Raw genomic sequence first — 15278 nt, 5'->3', positions numbered from 1 at the left:
AGCCCTTCCCCATGTGATTAGTTCAAAATATTACCACGGCCTTTTGCAAAGAGCAACGATTTTTTACATGTCTTGTCAGGTTTAACTTGTGTCCATTCCGGATGAACATTCCATCGCGAAATGGTCTTGATCCCTGGCGGATTAATGCCTAGATCAGTGCATTACTTACGTTCAAGGAGACTACTAGAGACAACGAGTCCTTCCATACCGGTAAAACCTCTTCTGTCAGGAGCGCTGGACCTCCCGCAAATCCATCCAACGATCATGTGAATGCCCTCCTCCTTCAACACATTCTGAATGAAAGGATCACGAAAGATTTGCCACTCCATCCCCCGTCTTTCGTATTCCGAATGAATCGCCGTCAGCTCATCCGTAACCCGCGACGGGTGGATGATGATCTCGCTGACGCCCGGTCGCATCGAGCGCAGGAGGTCGGCCATATGGCCGCGAAATTCCTCATAGCTCTCCTTGGGCACAGTGGAGAACGGCAGCCCGAGCAGGTAATCCAGGATGACGACACCCCTCGCGTCCGCTAAGGCGGCAAGCTCGGCCGTGCGCTTCGCCACTTCCTCCGGAATGTCCTCGCCAAAGGGAATTCGCGGCTGGCGCGGCATCCGGAAGGGCAATCCATATTCCGCACAGATATCAAACACAACATTCAGGAAATGCCTCCCGGTGGCAAGCCCATAGACGCTTCCCATGTGGCTGTCCAAATGAGTTGGGTCCATTCCCATCGCGATCGCCAGCTTCACTTGATTCTTGAGCTCGCGTTCCACCTGCTCATCCTCCGCCTGCAGCTCCACGGTCAGGACATCCTCAGGAAAATACCCTTCGTTCGTAACAAGAGTCGCGGTGCTCTCCTCACGGGTCACCGGTCCCCATTTGTAAGTATCCCACTCGCTGGTCAGCGTCAAATGCACCCCGACGTCATACTCGGGATGAGCCGCGCTCCACTTGGCCGCATCCTTGGCCCAAGCGCAGGGCATCATCAGTGTGGAAGAGGAAACGGCCCCTTCCTCCAGCAGCTGCCGAATCCCTTCGTTCGCCGAACGGCACATGCCAAAATCGTCGGCATTCACGATCAGGAGCCGATCCTCCATGCTATATCCCAAGGCTTCCACCAAACTCATCTGCAATTCCTCCCTTTGGTCGAAATTCCTCGTCTCATTACGGGTGAGCTCAATTCCGCTATAAAGTCTACCACACCCGCAGAAGTCCGTATAGGCGACCCCTTGACTGGCCCCTTGGGGATCGGCCTACAATGGGAGAGAGGTGATGAGCTTGTTGATCCATGAACTATGCAAGGAATGCGGCCTGACCAAGAAAGCGGTCAATTATTATGTGGAGCAGGGCTTGCTTGAGCCAGTTAAGGGAGAGAACGGCTATCGGCATTTCACTCCGGAGGATGCCGCATGGTTGAAGGAAGTCACTTTACTGAGAAAGCTCGGAGCGGGTATTCCTGCGATCAAGCAGGTACGGGAAGCGGTCGACCGACATGGCGCGTTGGCCGCTTACCAACGGCAGCTGCGTGAGGAACTGGAGCAAATGATCGCAAAAGAGGAAGTGCTCGCTTACTGGATTCTGCATCCGAACGAAACGGAAGCTGCCCTTTGCTTCGCCGCCCGCAAGCTGGATGGAGCCATGAGCTTGAAAGATAAGCTGGAGCTTGCCTTTCCCGGGAATTACGGAGTTTATCTCTCCCTACATTTCGGTCCATTCCTGAATGAGCCCATTCGTACAAAGGAACAAGAACAAGCTTATTCGGCCATTCTGGTTTTCCTCGATGAAGTGGAGGCCGACGGATTACCGGAGGAGCTTGCCCAGGACATGGAGGATGCCTTTGCAGGCTTTGACGGCGACAAGCTTGCTCAGATGAACGAGGGAATGAAAAAGAATCTGGACCAGATCGATCGGTTCCTACAGGAGAATCGCGATTTTCTTCAGGAGTATATCCGCTATCGCCAGTCAGAGGAGTACTTAACGAGCCCGGTCTATCAGCTCCAACAGCGTATGGAAGCCTTTCAACAAGCAAGCGGCTACTTCGAACGCTTTATCCCGAATCTGAAAATTCTCAGCCCCTCCTACCGAGCGTATACGGAACACCTCGCCGCCGCCAACGAGCGTTTGCTAACCGCGTACCCGGAAGCTGGACAGCTTAGCCGCCGCAATCCGGCAACCGATCAAGCTCAATAAGCTCGATAACCAACATAACGCCCCGTCCTCTGGTCATAACCCGGATAACGGGGCGTCTTCCTTATGCCTGTGCCAAACCGATGACGCTTATCGCCAATTCATGATCGGAATGATTCGCTCATGAGAGAAAGAAAAGAGACGCCATCAGCGTCCCTTCCAGTGGGTATGTCCGTATGACCCTGCCCGGACCGCTCCCCCAGCTTACCCGGTCGGAGTCTGCGACCTCTGATTCCTCCATCTCTATCGCTTCTGCTCAGGAACGTCTATACGCAGGTACCGTTTACTTCATGTGCTTGATGATTTCATCCGCGAATTCGGACGTTTTCACTTTCGTAGCGCCTTCCATCAGCCGGGCAAAGTCATAAGTGACCGTCTTTGCATCGATGGAGTGCTCAAGCCCCTTGTAGATCAGGTCCGCCGCTTCCTGCCAGCCCAGATGCTCCAGCATCATGACGCCGGACAAGATTACGGAGCCCGGATTCACCACATCCTGATCCGCATACTTCGGTGCGGTCCCGTGTGTCGCTTCAAAGATCGCGTGGCCCGTCACATAGTTGATGTTGGCTCCGGGAGCGATCCCGATGCCTCCGACTTGGGCTGCCAGCGCATCGGATAGGTAATCGCCGTTAAGATTCAGGGTGGCGATCACGTCGAAGTCCTTCGGCCGCGTCAGCACCTGTTGCAGCGTAATGTCGGCGATGGCATCTTTCACGATGATCTTGCCGGCTTCCTCCGCTTCCCGCTGTGCTTGATCCGCAGCTTCAACGCCTTCCGCCGCCTTAATCCGGTCATACTCATCCCAGGTGAAGGTTTTGTCGCCAAACTCCCGTTCCGCAAGCTCATAGCCCCAGTTCTTGAAGGCTCCTTCGGTAAACTTCATGATGTTGCCCTTGTGCACGAGAGTAACGCTCTTGCGGCCGTGCTGTACCGCGTATTCGATCGCAGCGCGGACGAGCCGCTCCGAGCCTTCGCGGGATACCGGCTTGATGCCGATTCCCGACGTTTCGGGAAACCGGATCTTGTTTACGCCCATCTCTTCCTGCAGGAAGGCGATCAGCTTCTTCACTTCCGCGGAGCCTTCCTTGTATTCGATCCCTGCGTAGATGTCCTCCGTGTTCTCCCGGAAGATCACCATGTCCACATGCTCCGGATGCTTCACCGGAGAAGGCACACCGTCAAAATACCTGACCGGCCGCAAGCAGACATACAAATCAAGCTCTTGGCGAAGAGCGACGTTCAGTGAACGAATGCCGCCTCCGATCGGCGTCGTCAAGGGACCCTTGATCGCGACGATATACTCCCGGACAGCCGTTAAGGTATCCTTCGGAAGCCATTCGCCATACTGGTTGAAGGCTTTCTCCCCAGCGTAAACTTCATACCAGGCGATCTTCTTCTCGCCGCCATACGCGATCTCTACGGCAGCGTCGAGCACCCGCTTAGACGCCCGCCAAATGTCCCGTCCCGTTCCATCGCCTTCGATGAACGGAATGATCGGATGATTCGGCACAGTCAGTTTTCCTGACTCGATGGTGATGCGTTCGCCTTCCGTCGGAAGGGCATAGGTTTCAAATTGCGACATGACAGCAAATCCTCCTTGGTATCGGCAGGCTCCGCCTTATGTACATAAGGCAGGGGCTTGAATGGCTGGAGCCTTACCGGAAATCGACTGGAATGTATTTCTGATCAGCTTGCCCGACATACTCGGCGCGGGGGCGGATGATCCGATTGTTCTCATATTGCTCCAGAATATGCGCCGTCCACCCCGAACAGCGGCTGATGGCAAAGATCGGCGTGAAGAGATCGCGGGGAATTCCCAGCGTCGTATAGACCGAAGCGGAGTAAAAATCCACGTTGGGCCGAAGGCCTTTGAGTCCCGTAACTAATCCTTCGATCTTGACGGACATGTCGTACCATTTCAGGTTGCCGGTCGATTTGCCAAGCTCGTAGGACATTTTCTGCAGGTGCTTGGCCCGCGGGTCTCCGCCCTTGTAGACGCGATGTCCGAAGCCCATCAGCTTCTCCCTGCGGTCCAGCTTGCCTCGAATGTAATCATCGATATGGTCAATGGAGCCGATCTCTTCCAGCATGTTCATCACGGCCTCGTTCGCGCCTCCGTGCAAAGGACCCTTCAGAGCTCCGACGGCGGATGTCACGCCCGAGTATATGTCCGATAGAGTCGCAACCGTAACGCGTCCGGCGAACGTCGAGGCATTCAGCTCGTGGTCGGCGTGCAGCACCAGGGCTTTATCAAGCGCCTTGACGGCAACGGGATCCGGGTCGACTCCTGTGAGCATATAGAGGAAATTTTCCGCGATGGAAGCGCCTTCTTTTGGTGATACAGGGGCATTGCCTTCCCGGAGCCGGGTAAAAGCGGCGATGATGGTCGGAATTTGCGCTTGCAGGCGGATGGCCTTGTGTAGGTTCGCTTCCTTGCTCATATCCTCCGCTTCGGGGTCATAAAGCGCGAGAGAAGACACCGCCGTGCGCAGAACGGCCATAGTAGGGGTGTTCGCAGGGAATAAGCGCAGGATGTCGATGACGGGTGCAGGGACGGCTGCACTGGCGCTGAGCTCTGCTTTCAGCTGAGCCAGCTCGGAATGACTCGGCAGACTCCCGTACCAGAGGAGGTAAACCACTTCTTCAAAGGTTGCATTATCCGCCAAGTCATCGATATCGTAACCGCGGTACGTCAACACTCCATCCACGATTGAACTCACCGATGTGGTTGCGGCAACGATTCCTTCCAAACCTTTTGTGGCTGTCATCCATCTCACTCCTTTATCCCAAAATCAAGCATTCGGTGAAGCAACGAAATGTAGCTCACCTCTTCATCATAAAGGATTTTTACAAACTTGTGAATGAAAGCAACATAAAACTTCATTATCGCGTGATAAAAGAATATTGTTTCAAAAATGTGAACATTACTCATTAACCCATTTTTACTGAGTTGGGGATTTGCGGAAATCCGTGTGCGTATGACCCGAAATGGAAAGTAATCCCCGTTAATCTTCCCCTTGCTTGTTTCTTACCTTCTTACCGGATTGTTCCCTCTCCTCTGAGCGATATCCTCTGCTGTCATCCATTTCGTAAGCTTGTCCAACTCCGGGGAAGGAAACCAATCCTTTTGAACCACGTACCATTCCGTGACTTCCTTGTGATAATGACTGTTCTGCCAACCGGAGTGCCGCGAGGCTTCGGTTCGAATATACGAGCTTCCATCCGCACTGACCAATCGAAACCTTCTCTCTCCATTCTCCATTTTGTGATGAATGGTTCTAACTCCTAGCGTTTCAGCTTCTTCGACTGATATCTCTTTTGGCATAACAGCGGGTCCTCCTTAACGGATTGCATACAAAAAAAACCGCTGTTATCAGCGGTCGAATTTGATGCGGCCCTTGCGAATTTGATCCTGAAGGATTCGCAAAAACAGTCGTTTGGCCAGCGGCCGCGTCAAGGGAAGCAGCAGGATCAAGCCGATCAGGTCGGTTAGAAAGCCGGGTACGACTAGCAGGATTCCCCCGATGACCACACAGAGCCCATCCAAAAGCTTATCGGCAGGAATGCGACCTTGGGACAAATCCGCTGACAACTCTCGCCAAACGAAGGAGCCTTCTCGCTTGGCGATGTAGATGCCCGCTATCGCCATCAGCAAGAGCAGAAGCAGCGTCTGCCATCCACCAAACCAGCGGCTTGCCGTCACAAGCCCCCATACCTCAACGGCCGGAACGACGATGAGAAAGATCGTTAGGGTACGAAGCATGCCAGTCCTCCTTAACCGTTAAGGTTGACCTGACAGAAAAGCCGACCGGCAGCAAGAGCAACTACCGGTCGGCCCTTCAATCAGATAGGGTTGAGCTAAGCTTACAGAACTTCCGCTTTGCCGGAGTAGATGAAGCCTTGCTCCGCGTAAAGGGAAACTTCTTGTCCGTCTTTGAACAGCGACAGCGCGTTTTCGACGCCGATGATAACCGGCTTGCTGAGGTTCAGACCAACGACAGCCGCATGGGAGGTGATGCCTCCAGCAACCGTGATAACGCCGGCTGCTTTTTCAAATGCGGGCATATAGTCCTTGTCCGTACCCGGAGCGACGAGAATGGAGCCTTCGGTTACTTTCTCGAGAGCTTCCTTGGCGTTGTTCGCGATCACGATCTTGCCGGTTGCGGATTGGCTGCCGATGCCTTGGGCCTTGGCAATCAATTCGCCGACATGGTTGATCTTGATCAGGTTCGTGGAGCCGGAGCCCCCAACCGGAACGCCTGCAGCCACGATGACCAGATCGCCCAGGTTCACATGTCCTTGCTTACGAGCAGCGTCCAAAGCGGTTTCGACCATCTCGTCGGTGGAGCCGGCCAGTTCGCCGAGAACCGGGAACACGCCCCATACGAGGTTCAGGCGGCGGAAGATCTTATCGTTCGTGGTGTAAGCGATGACCGGAGCAGCCGGACGGTATTTGGATACCATGCGAGCCGTATAGCCGGTTTCCGTAATCGTCACGATGGCTTTCGCGTTCAGGTCAAGGGCGGAGTTGGCAACCGCTTGGCTGATCGCTTCCGTCACCGTGGTTTGTTGTTGACCGGCACGTTTCAGGAAGATTTCACGATGCTCCAGGGCTTGCTCTGCACGTTCTGCAATGCGGGCCATGGTGGCAACGGATTCGGTCGGATATTTCCCTGCAGCGGATTCGCCAGACAGCATAACAGCATCGGTTCCGTCGAGGATGGCATTTGCCACGTCGTTGGCTTCAGCGCGAGTCGGGCGCGGGTTGCGCTGCATCGAGTCGAGCATTTGGGTAGCGGTGATGACCGGTTTGCCAAGGGCGTTACATTTGCGGATGATTTCTTTTTGCACATGCGGAACTTCTTCGGCCGGAATTTCAACGCCGAGGTCGCCGCGGGCAACCATGATGCCGTCGGACACTTCGATGATTTCATCGAGGTTGTCTACGCCTTCTTGGCTTTCGATCTTGGAGATGATTTGAATATGAGTAGCATTGTGTTTTTCGAGCAGCTCGCGAATTTCCAGAACGTCGCTGGCTTTGCGAACGAAAGAAGCGGCGATGAAGTCGATTCCTTGTTCAATTCCGAAAATGATGTCGTTTGCATCCTTCTCGGTGATGCCAGGCAGGGAGATCTTCACGTTCGGAACGTTAACGCCCTTCTTGCTCTTAATTGTACCGCCGTTCACAATGCGGCAGATGATCTCGGTACCTTGAACGCCGGTGACTTCAAGACCGATCAAGCCGTCATCGATGAGGATGGTGGAACCAACTTCAACATCTTTAGGGAGATCCGTGTACGTTACCGAAATACGGTTTTTGTCGCCGAGAATTTCTTCAGTGGTGAGGGTAAGCGTTTCGTCCGTAACGAGTTCGATCGGCTCTTCCTTCAGCTTGCCGGTCCGGATTTCCGGGCCTTTCGTGTCGAGCAGGATGGAGACGCTCTTGTTCAGCTTTTTGCAAGCGTTGCGCAGGTTGATGATCCGGTTGCCGTGCTCTTCAAAATCTCCGTGGGAGAAGTTGAGGCGCATGACGTTCATTCCTGCTCCAATCAGTTTGGACAGCATTTCTTCGGATTCGCTGGACGGACCAATGGTGCAGACAATCTTTGTTTTTCGCATGTAGGTTTCCTCCTAATGTTTGCACAAGCTCTGGCATAATATATATTTTACGCTTGGGGGAGCGAAAATATCGATAGGCTTACCGCAGAACAAACGGTACGCGTCCCGTCTTACCCGGGACTCGTCCGTTCTACGCTTGTCAAGTAAGAACGTCGGGTTCGGATGAGGTTTCAGAGCCGTTACATCGGCGTTTGCAGGAAGGCGTAAGCGCCAATCTGCCGGAACTTTCGGTAGCGGTCTTCCCGCAGTTCCTCGGGGTTCAGGGTGGCAAGCTCCTGGAGATGCTCAAGCAATTTGCCGCGCAAGAGTTCCGCCTGCTTCTTGGGATCGCGGTGAGCACCGCCCCAAGGTTCCGGGACGATGTCGTCGATCACGCCAAGCGCCAGAATATCCTGCGCCGTAATCTTCATGGATTCCGCAGCCTCCATCGCTCGTCCTGCATCTTTGTAGAGGATGGATGCAGCCCCTTCCGGGGAGATTACCGAGTAGATGGCATGCTCCAGCATGAGCACCCGATTACCGACGCCAAGCGCTAAAGCGCCGCCGCTGCCGCCCTCACCGATCACAACGCAGATGACGGGAACGCGCAGCATGGACATCTCCTGCAGATTACGGGCAATCGCTTCCGATTGGCCGCGTTCTTCTGCCGAAGAACCGGGATAAGCGCCTGTTACATCGATGAAGGTGATGATCGGCCGATGGAATTTGTCGGCCTGCTTCATGAGCCGAAGCGCCTTGCGAAAGCCTTCCGGATGAGGCATTCCGAAGTTGCGGGCAAGATTTTCCTTCGTGTCTCTGCCCTTCTGATGCCCCATAACCGTGACAGGTATATCGCCAAGCTTAGCGATTCCGCCGACAATGGCCTGATCGTCTCCGAACAGGCGGTCGCCGTGAAGCTCAAGAAAATCTGCAAAAACCGAATGAATATAGTCAAGCGTCGTGGGACGCTGTGGACTCTTAACAATCTGAACCTTTTGACGAACGCTCAGGTTGGAGTAGATTTCTTCCTCCAAAGCCTTGTATCGCTCTTCAAGGCGGGCAATTTCATCGGAAAAGTCGATCTGCTTCTCGGCTCCGAACTTGATCAGCTCGTCAATCTTGCCGCGAAGCTCCGCAATCGGCTGCTCAAAAGGCAACTCACCGGCCATCGATCGGAACCTCCTTCACCGTATGTATGTCGAGGAGCTTGATCAGCGTGGCTCGCAAATCCTTGCGGTGCACGACCTTGTCCAAGTGACCATGCTGCAGGTTGAACTCGGATGTCTGGAAGTTGTCGGGCAGCTTCTGACGGATCGTCTGTTCGATGACTCGACGGCCGGCGAAGCCGATGACGGCGCCTGGCTCCGCGAGAATGATATCTCCGAGTGTGGCGAAGCTGGCGCTCACGCCGCCCAAGGTCGGATCGGTCAAGATGGAGATATATAGACCTCCGGACTCGCTAAAGCGGCCAAGCGCCGCACTGGTCTTGGCCATCTGCATGAGGGACAGAATACTTTCCTGCATCCGCGCTCCTCCGGAGGTGGAGAAGATAATCAAGGGGTATCTCTTCTGCATGGCCGCTTCCGCAGCTCGGACGATTTTCTCGCCGACCACGCTGCCGAGCGTTCCGCTAAAAAATTCGAAGCTCATGATGCAGACCACGACCGGAAATCCGCCGATGGTCCCTTCCCCGGTGACGACCGCGTCTAGCAATCCGGTCTTCTCGATCATCTGTTTCGTCTTCTGCGGATATCCCGGAAACGATAGCGGGTCCTCGGAGACCATGTCTTCGTCATATTCAAAGATCCTGCCGCCGTCCAGAAGCATATCGACCCGCTCGGTGGCATTCAGGATGAAATGATAACCGCAGCCACTGCAAACCTTGAAGTTCTTCATGAGCTCCATGTTGAATTGAATGGCCCCACACTTGGGGCATTTATTCATGAGCCCCTCAGGAATCTCGCGTTTGGTCTTCTCTGAAGGGACTGTCGCGTACTTGCGTTTTTTTTGGAACAAATCCTTTAGTTGCACAAAGACACCTCGCAAGGCTTATTTCAACCGCAAGAAATCAGCGGTGCAGAATAGTGCCGAGCACTTCCTGTACCTCCAAGACTTCTCCTTCGGGCACGAGAATCTCAAACTGTGTCTTGGTCAGGTTGATCGCGCTAACTTTGACCAAGAATCCTTCTTCTGTCAATTTGGTTTTGATACGCTCGGCAATCTTGGCGGTCTGAGCGATATAAATGACCGTCCACATGCGTATATAACCTCCCCGAACCCTGCTTCGTAAGCCTGTACAATAGAGTTATCATAGCACAACCGCTATTTCAGCCGCAACAAAACAAACGTACGGTTCTGGCTCTCCTCGCCGATCTTAAGACGACTTTTCCCGATGTACACAAGGATTTCCGTTCTTTTCTCAGGCGGAGAAGGAGCCCGCTAATTCACTCTCGCGGATTCGTCGCCCATCAGGCTCTCAATCGAGCGAATCAGTTCGGGGGAAGGCTTGACCTTGTACTTGTCGCTTAATGCCATCGGTTTCTGCAGCCGCTCATAGAAAAGGACTACCGGCAGCGGACCGGAGTTGGCCTGCAGCAGCTCCTGCAGCTTCACAAGCCGCTCCGGCTGCTCCCGGTCCGCTGCGATCTTGATGTACACCTTCTGGACTCGCGTTCTCGACGGCACCGAATGATTCGGAGCGGGCGTCTTCGATTCGGGTATCATCGGTTCAGGCACTTTCGTTGCAGTTGCCTTCGGTGCGGGTGTTTTCGCGGTAGGACGCGAACTTCCAAACCCGGATTGCTTTCGGCCGGGAGCACTGGCTTGGAACGCCGATCCGGGCGCGCCAAAGCCACTTCGTCCGCCGCCACGCCGAAGCAGGCGCAGCTCCCTGTCTCCTTCCGAGCCGTCCAAGGCCACAATCTGCTCAGCAAGCAGCTTGACTGCCTCCTCCTCTTGCTGAACCTTAGCGCGGACCGCGAGCAGCTTCCCTTTCTCGACGCGGCTGCGGATCTCCTTCCACAACCCCGAGAATATGACGACCTCCACCCGGTCAATCCGATCCTCCAGCTCGATGAAAGCCATCTGCTGCCCCTTCTTGCTGACAATCTCTTTTAGGGCGACGACCATTCCGGCGACGACCGCCTCTCGCCCGTCCGCCAGCTCGCCGAGATACGAGATCGGATCAGGATCGGCCTCCTTAAGAATCTCCTCGTAATCGTCGAGGGGGTGTCCGGAGAGAAATAACCCGAGCAGCTCCCGCTCCATGTCAAGCTGCTGGGTTTTCGTGTACGGGCGAATCTCCGGGTATTCCATCTCCCAGTTGACTTCTTCCGTCAAGCCGAAGAGATGAAGCTGGAGATCGTCCCGTTCCTTCTTCCACTTCAAGGCGGTCTCTACGGTTTCGTCCAGCATGGCGATCGCTTGCGCCCGATGCGCCGGAAAGCCGTCCAATGCCCCGCCTTGAATAAGGGATTCGATCACCCGCTTGTTGCATACCCGCAGATCGACGCGGCGGCAGAAATCGAGCAGATCCGCATACGGTCCCTCCTTGCGAGCAGCGAGAATCGCTTCGATCGCCTGGGTGCCGACGTTTTTGACGGCGGCAAGCCCAAAACGGACTCGGCCCCCGGCGAAGGAGTCCGCCTCTTCTGCTGCGGGCAGTCCCTCGCCAGCCGCTTCACTCCGTACCGACGCTTCTCTCTGCTCAGGGGATTCCTTCTTCGGCTCCTCGTTCCCGCCAACCGCTTCTCGAACTGCCGCAACAGGCGTAAAGGTAATGCCGCTCTCGTTCACATCCGGCGGTAAAACCGCGATGCCCATCCGTCTGCATTCGTCTACGTATTCCGCCACCTTGCGGTGATTGCCCATATTCGCCGTCAGCATGGAGGCCATGAATGGCGTCGGATAATGCGCCTTCAGATAAGCGGTCTGATAGGCGAGTACCCCGTAGGCGGTGGCATGAGCTCGGGGGAATCCGTAATCGGCGAAGCGGAGGATCATCTCATACACTTTATACGCATCCTCGTCCGAATATCCCTGTTTTCGGCAGCCCGAGGCAAAATGTTCCCGTTCCTTGTCAAGCACTTCTCGCTTCTTCTTGCTCACGGCCCGGCGCAGAAGATCCGCTTCTCCGAGCGAAAAGCCCGCCATGAGCGAGGCGATCTGCATGATCTGTTCCTGATAGACGATGATGCCGTACGTATCCTCCAGGATCGGTTGAAGATCCTCATGCGGATAGATCACCTCCGCTTGACCGTGCTTGCATTCGATATAGCGGGGAATGAACTCCATAGGGCCCGGGCGGTAGAGCGCCAAGACAGAGACGATATCCGCAAAGCTGGACGGCTTCATCTCCTTCAGCACCCTCCGCATGCCCGGAGATTCGAGCTGGAAAATCCCCGTCGTCTCTCCGCGGCCAAGCAGCTCGAACGTGGCGGGATCGTCAAACCCCAGCTTCGAAAAATCGAGTGATCTGCCGGTCTCCTCCCGGATCCACTCCAGAGTCCGCTCGATGATCGAGAGGGTGCGCAGACCGAGAAAATCCATCTTCAGGAGTCCGATGGCTTCCAGGTTTTCCATCGTGTACTGCGTGAGCGCCGTCTTCTCCGAGCCTTCCTGCAAAGGAACGTAATGCGTCAGTGGCTCGCGGGAGATCACCACCCCGGCCGCATGGGTCGAGGCGTGGCGCGGCATGCCCTCTACCTTCATGGCGAGGTCGATCAGCCGGCGGGTAGAAGCCTGCCGGGTGCACAGCGCTTGAAGGTCGGGGTTCAGCTCAAGCGCCTGCTTCAAGGTGACGCCGAGCCGCTGGGGAATCATCTTGGCCGCGCGGTCCACCTCCGCATACGGCAGGTTCATCACGCGGCCGACATCCCGAACCGCTCCTTTGGCCGCCATGGTGCCGAAGGTGATGATCTGGGCGACATGCTCATGGCCGTACTTGGCGACGACATAATCAATGACCTCGTCCCGCCGCTCGTCGCTGAAATCGACGTCGATATCGGGCATGCTCACTCGCTCGGGATTGAGGAACCGTTCGAACAGCAGATTGTGGCGAATCGGGTCCACATCCGTGATCCTCAGGGAATACGCCACGAGGCTGCCCGCGGAGGAGCCCCTTCCCGGCCCCACGGCGATCCCTTGCTCGCGCGCGTAGCGGATGAAGTCCCAAACGATGAGAAAATAGTCGGCAAAGCCCATCGATTCGATGACTCCGAGCTCATAGGCGAGCCGCTCTTCCCGGATGCGGGCGAATTCGGGTTCCGTCTCCGCTTGCTCTGGAAAGCGCTCGGCAAGTCCCTCTCGGCATAGACGGCGCAAGTAAGTCCGCGCGTCCAGCCCGTCTGGAATCGGGCGGAATTCCGGCAGGATGGACCGACCGAACTCCAGCTGCAGGTTGCATTTCTCTGCGATGCGAACGGTGTTCTCCAACGCTTCCGGAAGATGGGGAAACAGCCTCGCCATCTCATCCGGACTTTTCATATAAAGCTCCTGAACCGTCATCTTGAAGCGGTCAGGATCATCCAGCGTTTTCCCTGTACCAATGGCGAGCAGGATGTCCTGAACCTCGTGATCCTCTTGGATCAGGTAGTGCACGTCATTGGTCGCAACGAGCGGAATGCCGGTTTCCCGAGACAGAGCGGTCATGCCTTGAACGATTTTCTTTTGCTCCAGCATGCCGTGATCTTGTATTTCCAAATAGAAATCGTCACCAAACAAGCCCCTATACCAGCTCGCCGCCGCCTTCGCTTCCTCCGTCTTGTCCCGCAGCAGAAGCTGAGGGATTTCTCCCTTCAGGCAGGAGCTGAGGCAGATCAGCCCTTCCGCATGAATCGCCAGATGCTCCTTGTCAATCCGGGGCCGATAATGGAAGCCCTCCAAATGAGCGACCGAGACGAGCTCCATCAGGTTTCGGTAGCCCGTCTCGTCCTTGGCGAGAAGGATCAGGTGGCTCACTGGCTGTTCATGGCGTGGTGCCCGTTCCTCCAATCGTCCGCTAGCCACATACACCTCGCAGCCGATGATCGGCTTCACTCCGGCTTCCCGGCATGCTTTATAGAAAGGGACCGCTCCGTACATGACGCCGTGATCGGTCAACGCCAAAGCGGGCATGCCGAGCTCGGCTGCCCGTCCGGCCAGATCGCGAATGCGCGCCGCTCCGTCCAAGAGGCTGTATTCACTGTGAACGTGAAGATGTACGAATCCGCTCATGGCTTGTTCCCACCCAACTCAATGTTCTCTCTAGTGTATCACATAGCTACCCGATAGGCGAACCCACATTCGCATTCTTTCGTTAGAAATGTCATAGAGGATTCACATTTCGCCTTGTTATGATCGCATCAAAGACAACTTCATCCATCATATCGACGAAGACGGTTCATACGATGTTGATCGATTAGCGTGCAGTGCGGAGAACATCATTTCCGAACTGTTTACGCGCAGGAAGCGAAGGAGGAATCACGCAAGCATGTCCTTGATGAAAGCACGCATTCACCTGTTCAGCGGAACCGGCAATACGAAGAGAGCGGCGGCTCTGGCAGAGGAAAGGCTTCGCTTGGCCGGCTGGGAAACCACCGTGTCCAATATGGAAAAAGTGTCTCCCGATGCGGCGGATGCCGCGCTTCATCTGGTCCTGTATCCGATGTACGGCTTCGGCGCCCCGGCTCTCGTAACCAAATACGTCAAGCGATTGATCGCACCGGAGGGAGCTCGTGCCGCTGTCATCGCGATCGGGGGCTCCGAAAACGGAGCGTCCGGAGATGAGGGGATCTCTCTTTATCGAATGACAGCGCTCTTGAAAAAACGCGGCTTCTCCGTTTCCTTTACCACCCTCGCCTCCTATCCGAACAATTGGACGCAGTTCTTCAATCCCCCCAGCCCGGAGGTTGTCGCCCAGATCTGCGAACAGGCGGATCGGCAAATTCAGGAGGCTGCAGACCGCATTGCGCGGGGAACCGTGTGCTTGAAAAAGAAGAGCGTCCCAACACGCCTGCTTCTCGGTTTCCTCTATCTCGGGTATCATCATATCGGCCGGAGGATTCTGGGCAAGCTGTTCATCGCAGACAGCCGGTGCAGCGGCTGCTCCCGCTGCGCGCGAACATGTCCAGCCTCCGCCATCGCCATGAAGCGGGGCAAGCCGGTCTGGAATTGGAGCTGCGAGGGCTGTCAGCGCTGCATCAACACTTGCCCCGAAGAAGCCATCCAGTCCTCTTCCGGCAAGCTAGCCGTCCTAACGGCAGCCAGCTTGATTCCGCTATGGCCCGCTATCGTGCTCGGCCGTTCGTTGGCTTGGCCGGCGCTGCCCTCCTTCCTCGCGGGCACGATCGGCTACATCGCCCTCACGTTCCTCTTCCTCTGGGTAGCCGATCGGCTGCTTAGAGCCGGGGAAGCCTGCTCCCCGGTCCGCCGTCTGCTGACGGCGGGGCCAAGCCGCCGCTATCGCCGCTATCGCGGACCAGGGCCGTCCGCATAATCTTGTCCGCTGCGGC

At 55.7% G+C, this 15278-nt stretch carries 12 protein-coding genes; 2 read left to right on the top strand and 10 right to left on the bottom strand.

The window, feature by feature from the left end; all coding sequences use genetic code 11:
* Nucleotides 1–161: 161 nt before the first annotated feature.
* Nucleotides 162–1130, bottom strand: coding sequence for a polysaccharide deacetylase family protein (locus tag BN2684_RS17295; RefSeq protein WP_082652041.1), 969 nt, complete (start codon nt 1128–1130; stop codon nt 162–164).
* Nucleotides 1131–1275: 145 nt separating this feature from the next.
* Between BN2684_RS17295 and BN2684_RS17290 the strand changes: the two genes are divergently transcribed.
* Nucleotides 1276–2193, top strand: a complete 918-nt coding sequence (locus BN2684_RS17290; protein WP_058303381.1) for a MerR family transcriptional regulator — start codon at nt 1276–1278, stop codon at nt 2191–2193.
* A gap of 280 nt (nt 2194–2473) precedes the next feature.
* Here the strand turns inward: BN2684_RS17290 and icd are convergent, their stop codons facing one another.
* From icd to BN2684_RS17245, 9 genes are all read right to left on the bottom strand, one after another.
* Complete coding sequence (icd, locus tag BN2684_RS17285) at nt 2474–3772, bottom strand: NADP-dependent isocitrate dehydrogenase (RefSeq protein ID WP_058303380.1); 1299 nt, start codon at nt 3770–3772, stop codon at nt 2474–2476.
* A 73-nt stretch (nt 3773–3845) separates the two neighbouring features.
* A complete protein-coding gene (gene citZ, locus BN2684_RS17280) occupies nt 3846–4958 on the bottom strand; it encodes a citrate synthase (protein WP_058303379.1) in 1113 nt (370 codons plus the stop codon).
* Between the two features lie 260 nt (nt 4959–5218).
* The gene (locus BN2684_RS17275; RefSeq protein ID WP_058303378.1) at nt 5219–5515 is read right to left on the bottom strand and encodes a hypothetical protein; all 297 of its coding nucleotides are present in this window, start codon (nt 5513–5515) and stop codon (nt 5219–5221) included.
* Between the two features lie 48 nt (nt 5516–5563).
* Complete coding sequence (locus tag BN2684_RS17270; RefSeq protein WP_058303377.1) at nt 5564–5953, bottom strand: FxsA family protein; 390 nt, start codon at nt 5951–5953, stop codon at nt 5564–5566.
* 101 nt (nt 5954–6054) lie between these two features.
* The gene (gene pyk / locus BN2684_RS17265; RefSeq protein ID WP_058303376.1) at nt 6055–7809 is read right to left on the bottom strand and encodes a pyruvate kinase; all 1755 of its coding nucleotides are present in this window, start codon (nt 7807–7809) and stop codon (nt 6055–6057) included.
* A gap of 179 nt (nt 7810–7988) precedes the next feature.
* Complete coding sequence (locus BN2684_RS17260) at nt 7989–8957, bottom strand: acetyl-CoA carboxylase carboxyltransferase subunit alpha (protein WP_058303375.1); 969 nt, start codon at nt 8955–8957, stop codon at nt 7989–7991.
* Nucleotides 8947–9819 (bottom strand): acetyl-CoA carboxylase, carboxyltransferase subunit beta, encoded by an 873-nt coding sequence (gene accD / locus BN2684_RS17255; protein WP_058303374.1) that lies wholly within the window; start codon nt 9817–9819, stop codon nt 8947–8949. The genes BN2684_RS17260 and accD overlap by 11 nt, the downstream gene beginning before the upstream one ends.
* A 37-nt stretch (nt 9820–9856) precedes the next feature.
* Entirely contained in the window at nt 9857–10045 is a 189-nt protein-coding gene (locus BN2684_RS17250; RefSeq protein WP_058303373.1) for a hypothetical protein, read from the bottom strand.
* A gap of 182 nt (nt 10046–10227) precedes the next feature.
* Complete coding sequence (locus BN2684_RS17245) at nt 10228–14001, bottom strand: DNA polymerase III subunit alpha (protein ID WP_058303372.1); 3774 nt, start codon at nt 13999–14001, stop codon at nt 10228–10230.
* A gap of 256 nt (nt 14002–14257) precedes the next feature.
* Here BN2684_RS17245 and BN2684_RS17240 point away from each other — a divergent pair, with 256 nt between their 5' ends.
* Nucleotides 14258–15262 carry an EFR1 family ferrodoxin gene (locus BN2684_RS17240; protein WP_058303371.1) on the top strand — a complete coding sequence of 335 codons (1005 nt, stop codon included), beginning with the start codon at nt 14258–14260 and terminating at the stop codon, nt 15260–15262.
* Nucleotides 15263–15278 lie beyond the last annotated feature (16 nt).

Source organism: Gorillibacterium timonense, assembly GCF_001457415.1.
GTDB classification, from domain to species: Bacteria; Bacillota; Bacilli; order Paenibacillales; family NBRC-103111; genus Gorillibacterium; species Gorillibacterium timonense.
Note: the sequence above shows the minus strand (reverse complement) of the source record. Positions and strands in the feature narration are given on the sequence as shown.

Bases quoted from the DNA above. Each gene is read 5' to 3' on its own strand.
- icd (WP_058303380.1), bottom strand. From the start codon at position 3,772: ATGTCGCAATTTGAAACCTATGCCCTTCCGACGGAAGGCGAACGCATC.
- citZ (WP_058303379.1), bottom strand. From the start codon at position 4,958: ATGACAGCCACAAAAGGTTTGGAAGGAATCGTTGCCGCAACCACATCG.
- BN2684_RS17240 (WP_058303371.1), top strand. From the start codon at position 14,258: ATGTCCTTGATGAAAGCACGCATTCACCTGTTCAGCGGAACCGGCAAT.
- BN2684_RS17275 (WP_058303378.1), bottom strand. From the start codon at position 5,515: ATGCCAAAAGAGATATCAGTCGAAGAAGCTGAAACGCTAGGAGTTAGA.
- BN2684_RS17245 (WP_058303372.1), bottom strand. From the start codon at position 14,001: ATGAGCGGATTCGTACATCTTCACGTTCACAGTGAATACAGCCTCTTG.
- BN2684_RS17250 (WP_058303373.1), bottom strand. From the start codon at position 10,045: ATGTGGACGGTCATTTATATCGCTCAGACCGCCAAGATTGCCGAGCGT.
- pyk (WP_058303376.1), bottom strand. From the start codon at position 7,809: ATGCGAAAAACAAAGATTGTCTGCACCATTGGTCCGTCCAGCGAATCC.
- BN2684_RS17270 (WP_058303377.1), bottom strand. From the start codon at position 5,953: ATGCTTCGTACCCTAACGATCTTTCTCATCGTCGTTCCGGCCGTTGAG.
- BN2684_RS17295 (WP_082652041.1), bottom strand. From the start codon at position 1,130: ATGAGTTTGGTGGAAGCCTTGGGATATAGCATGGAGGATCGGCTCCTG.
- BN2684_RS17290 (WP_058303381.1), top strand. From the start codon at position 1,276: ATGAGCTTGTTGATCCATGAACTATGCAAGGAATGCGGCCTGACCAAG.
- BN2684_RS17260 (WP_058303375.1), bottom strand. From the start codon at position 8,957: ATGGCCGGTGAGTTGCCTTTTGAGCAGCCGATTGCGGAGCTTCGCGGC.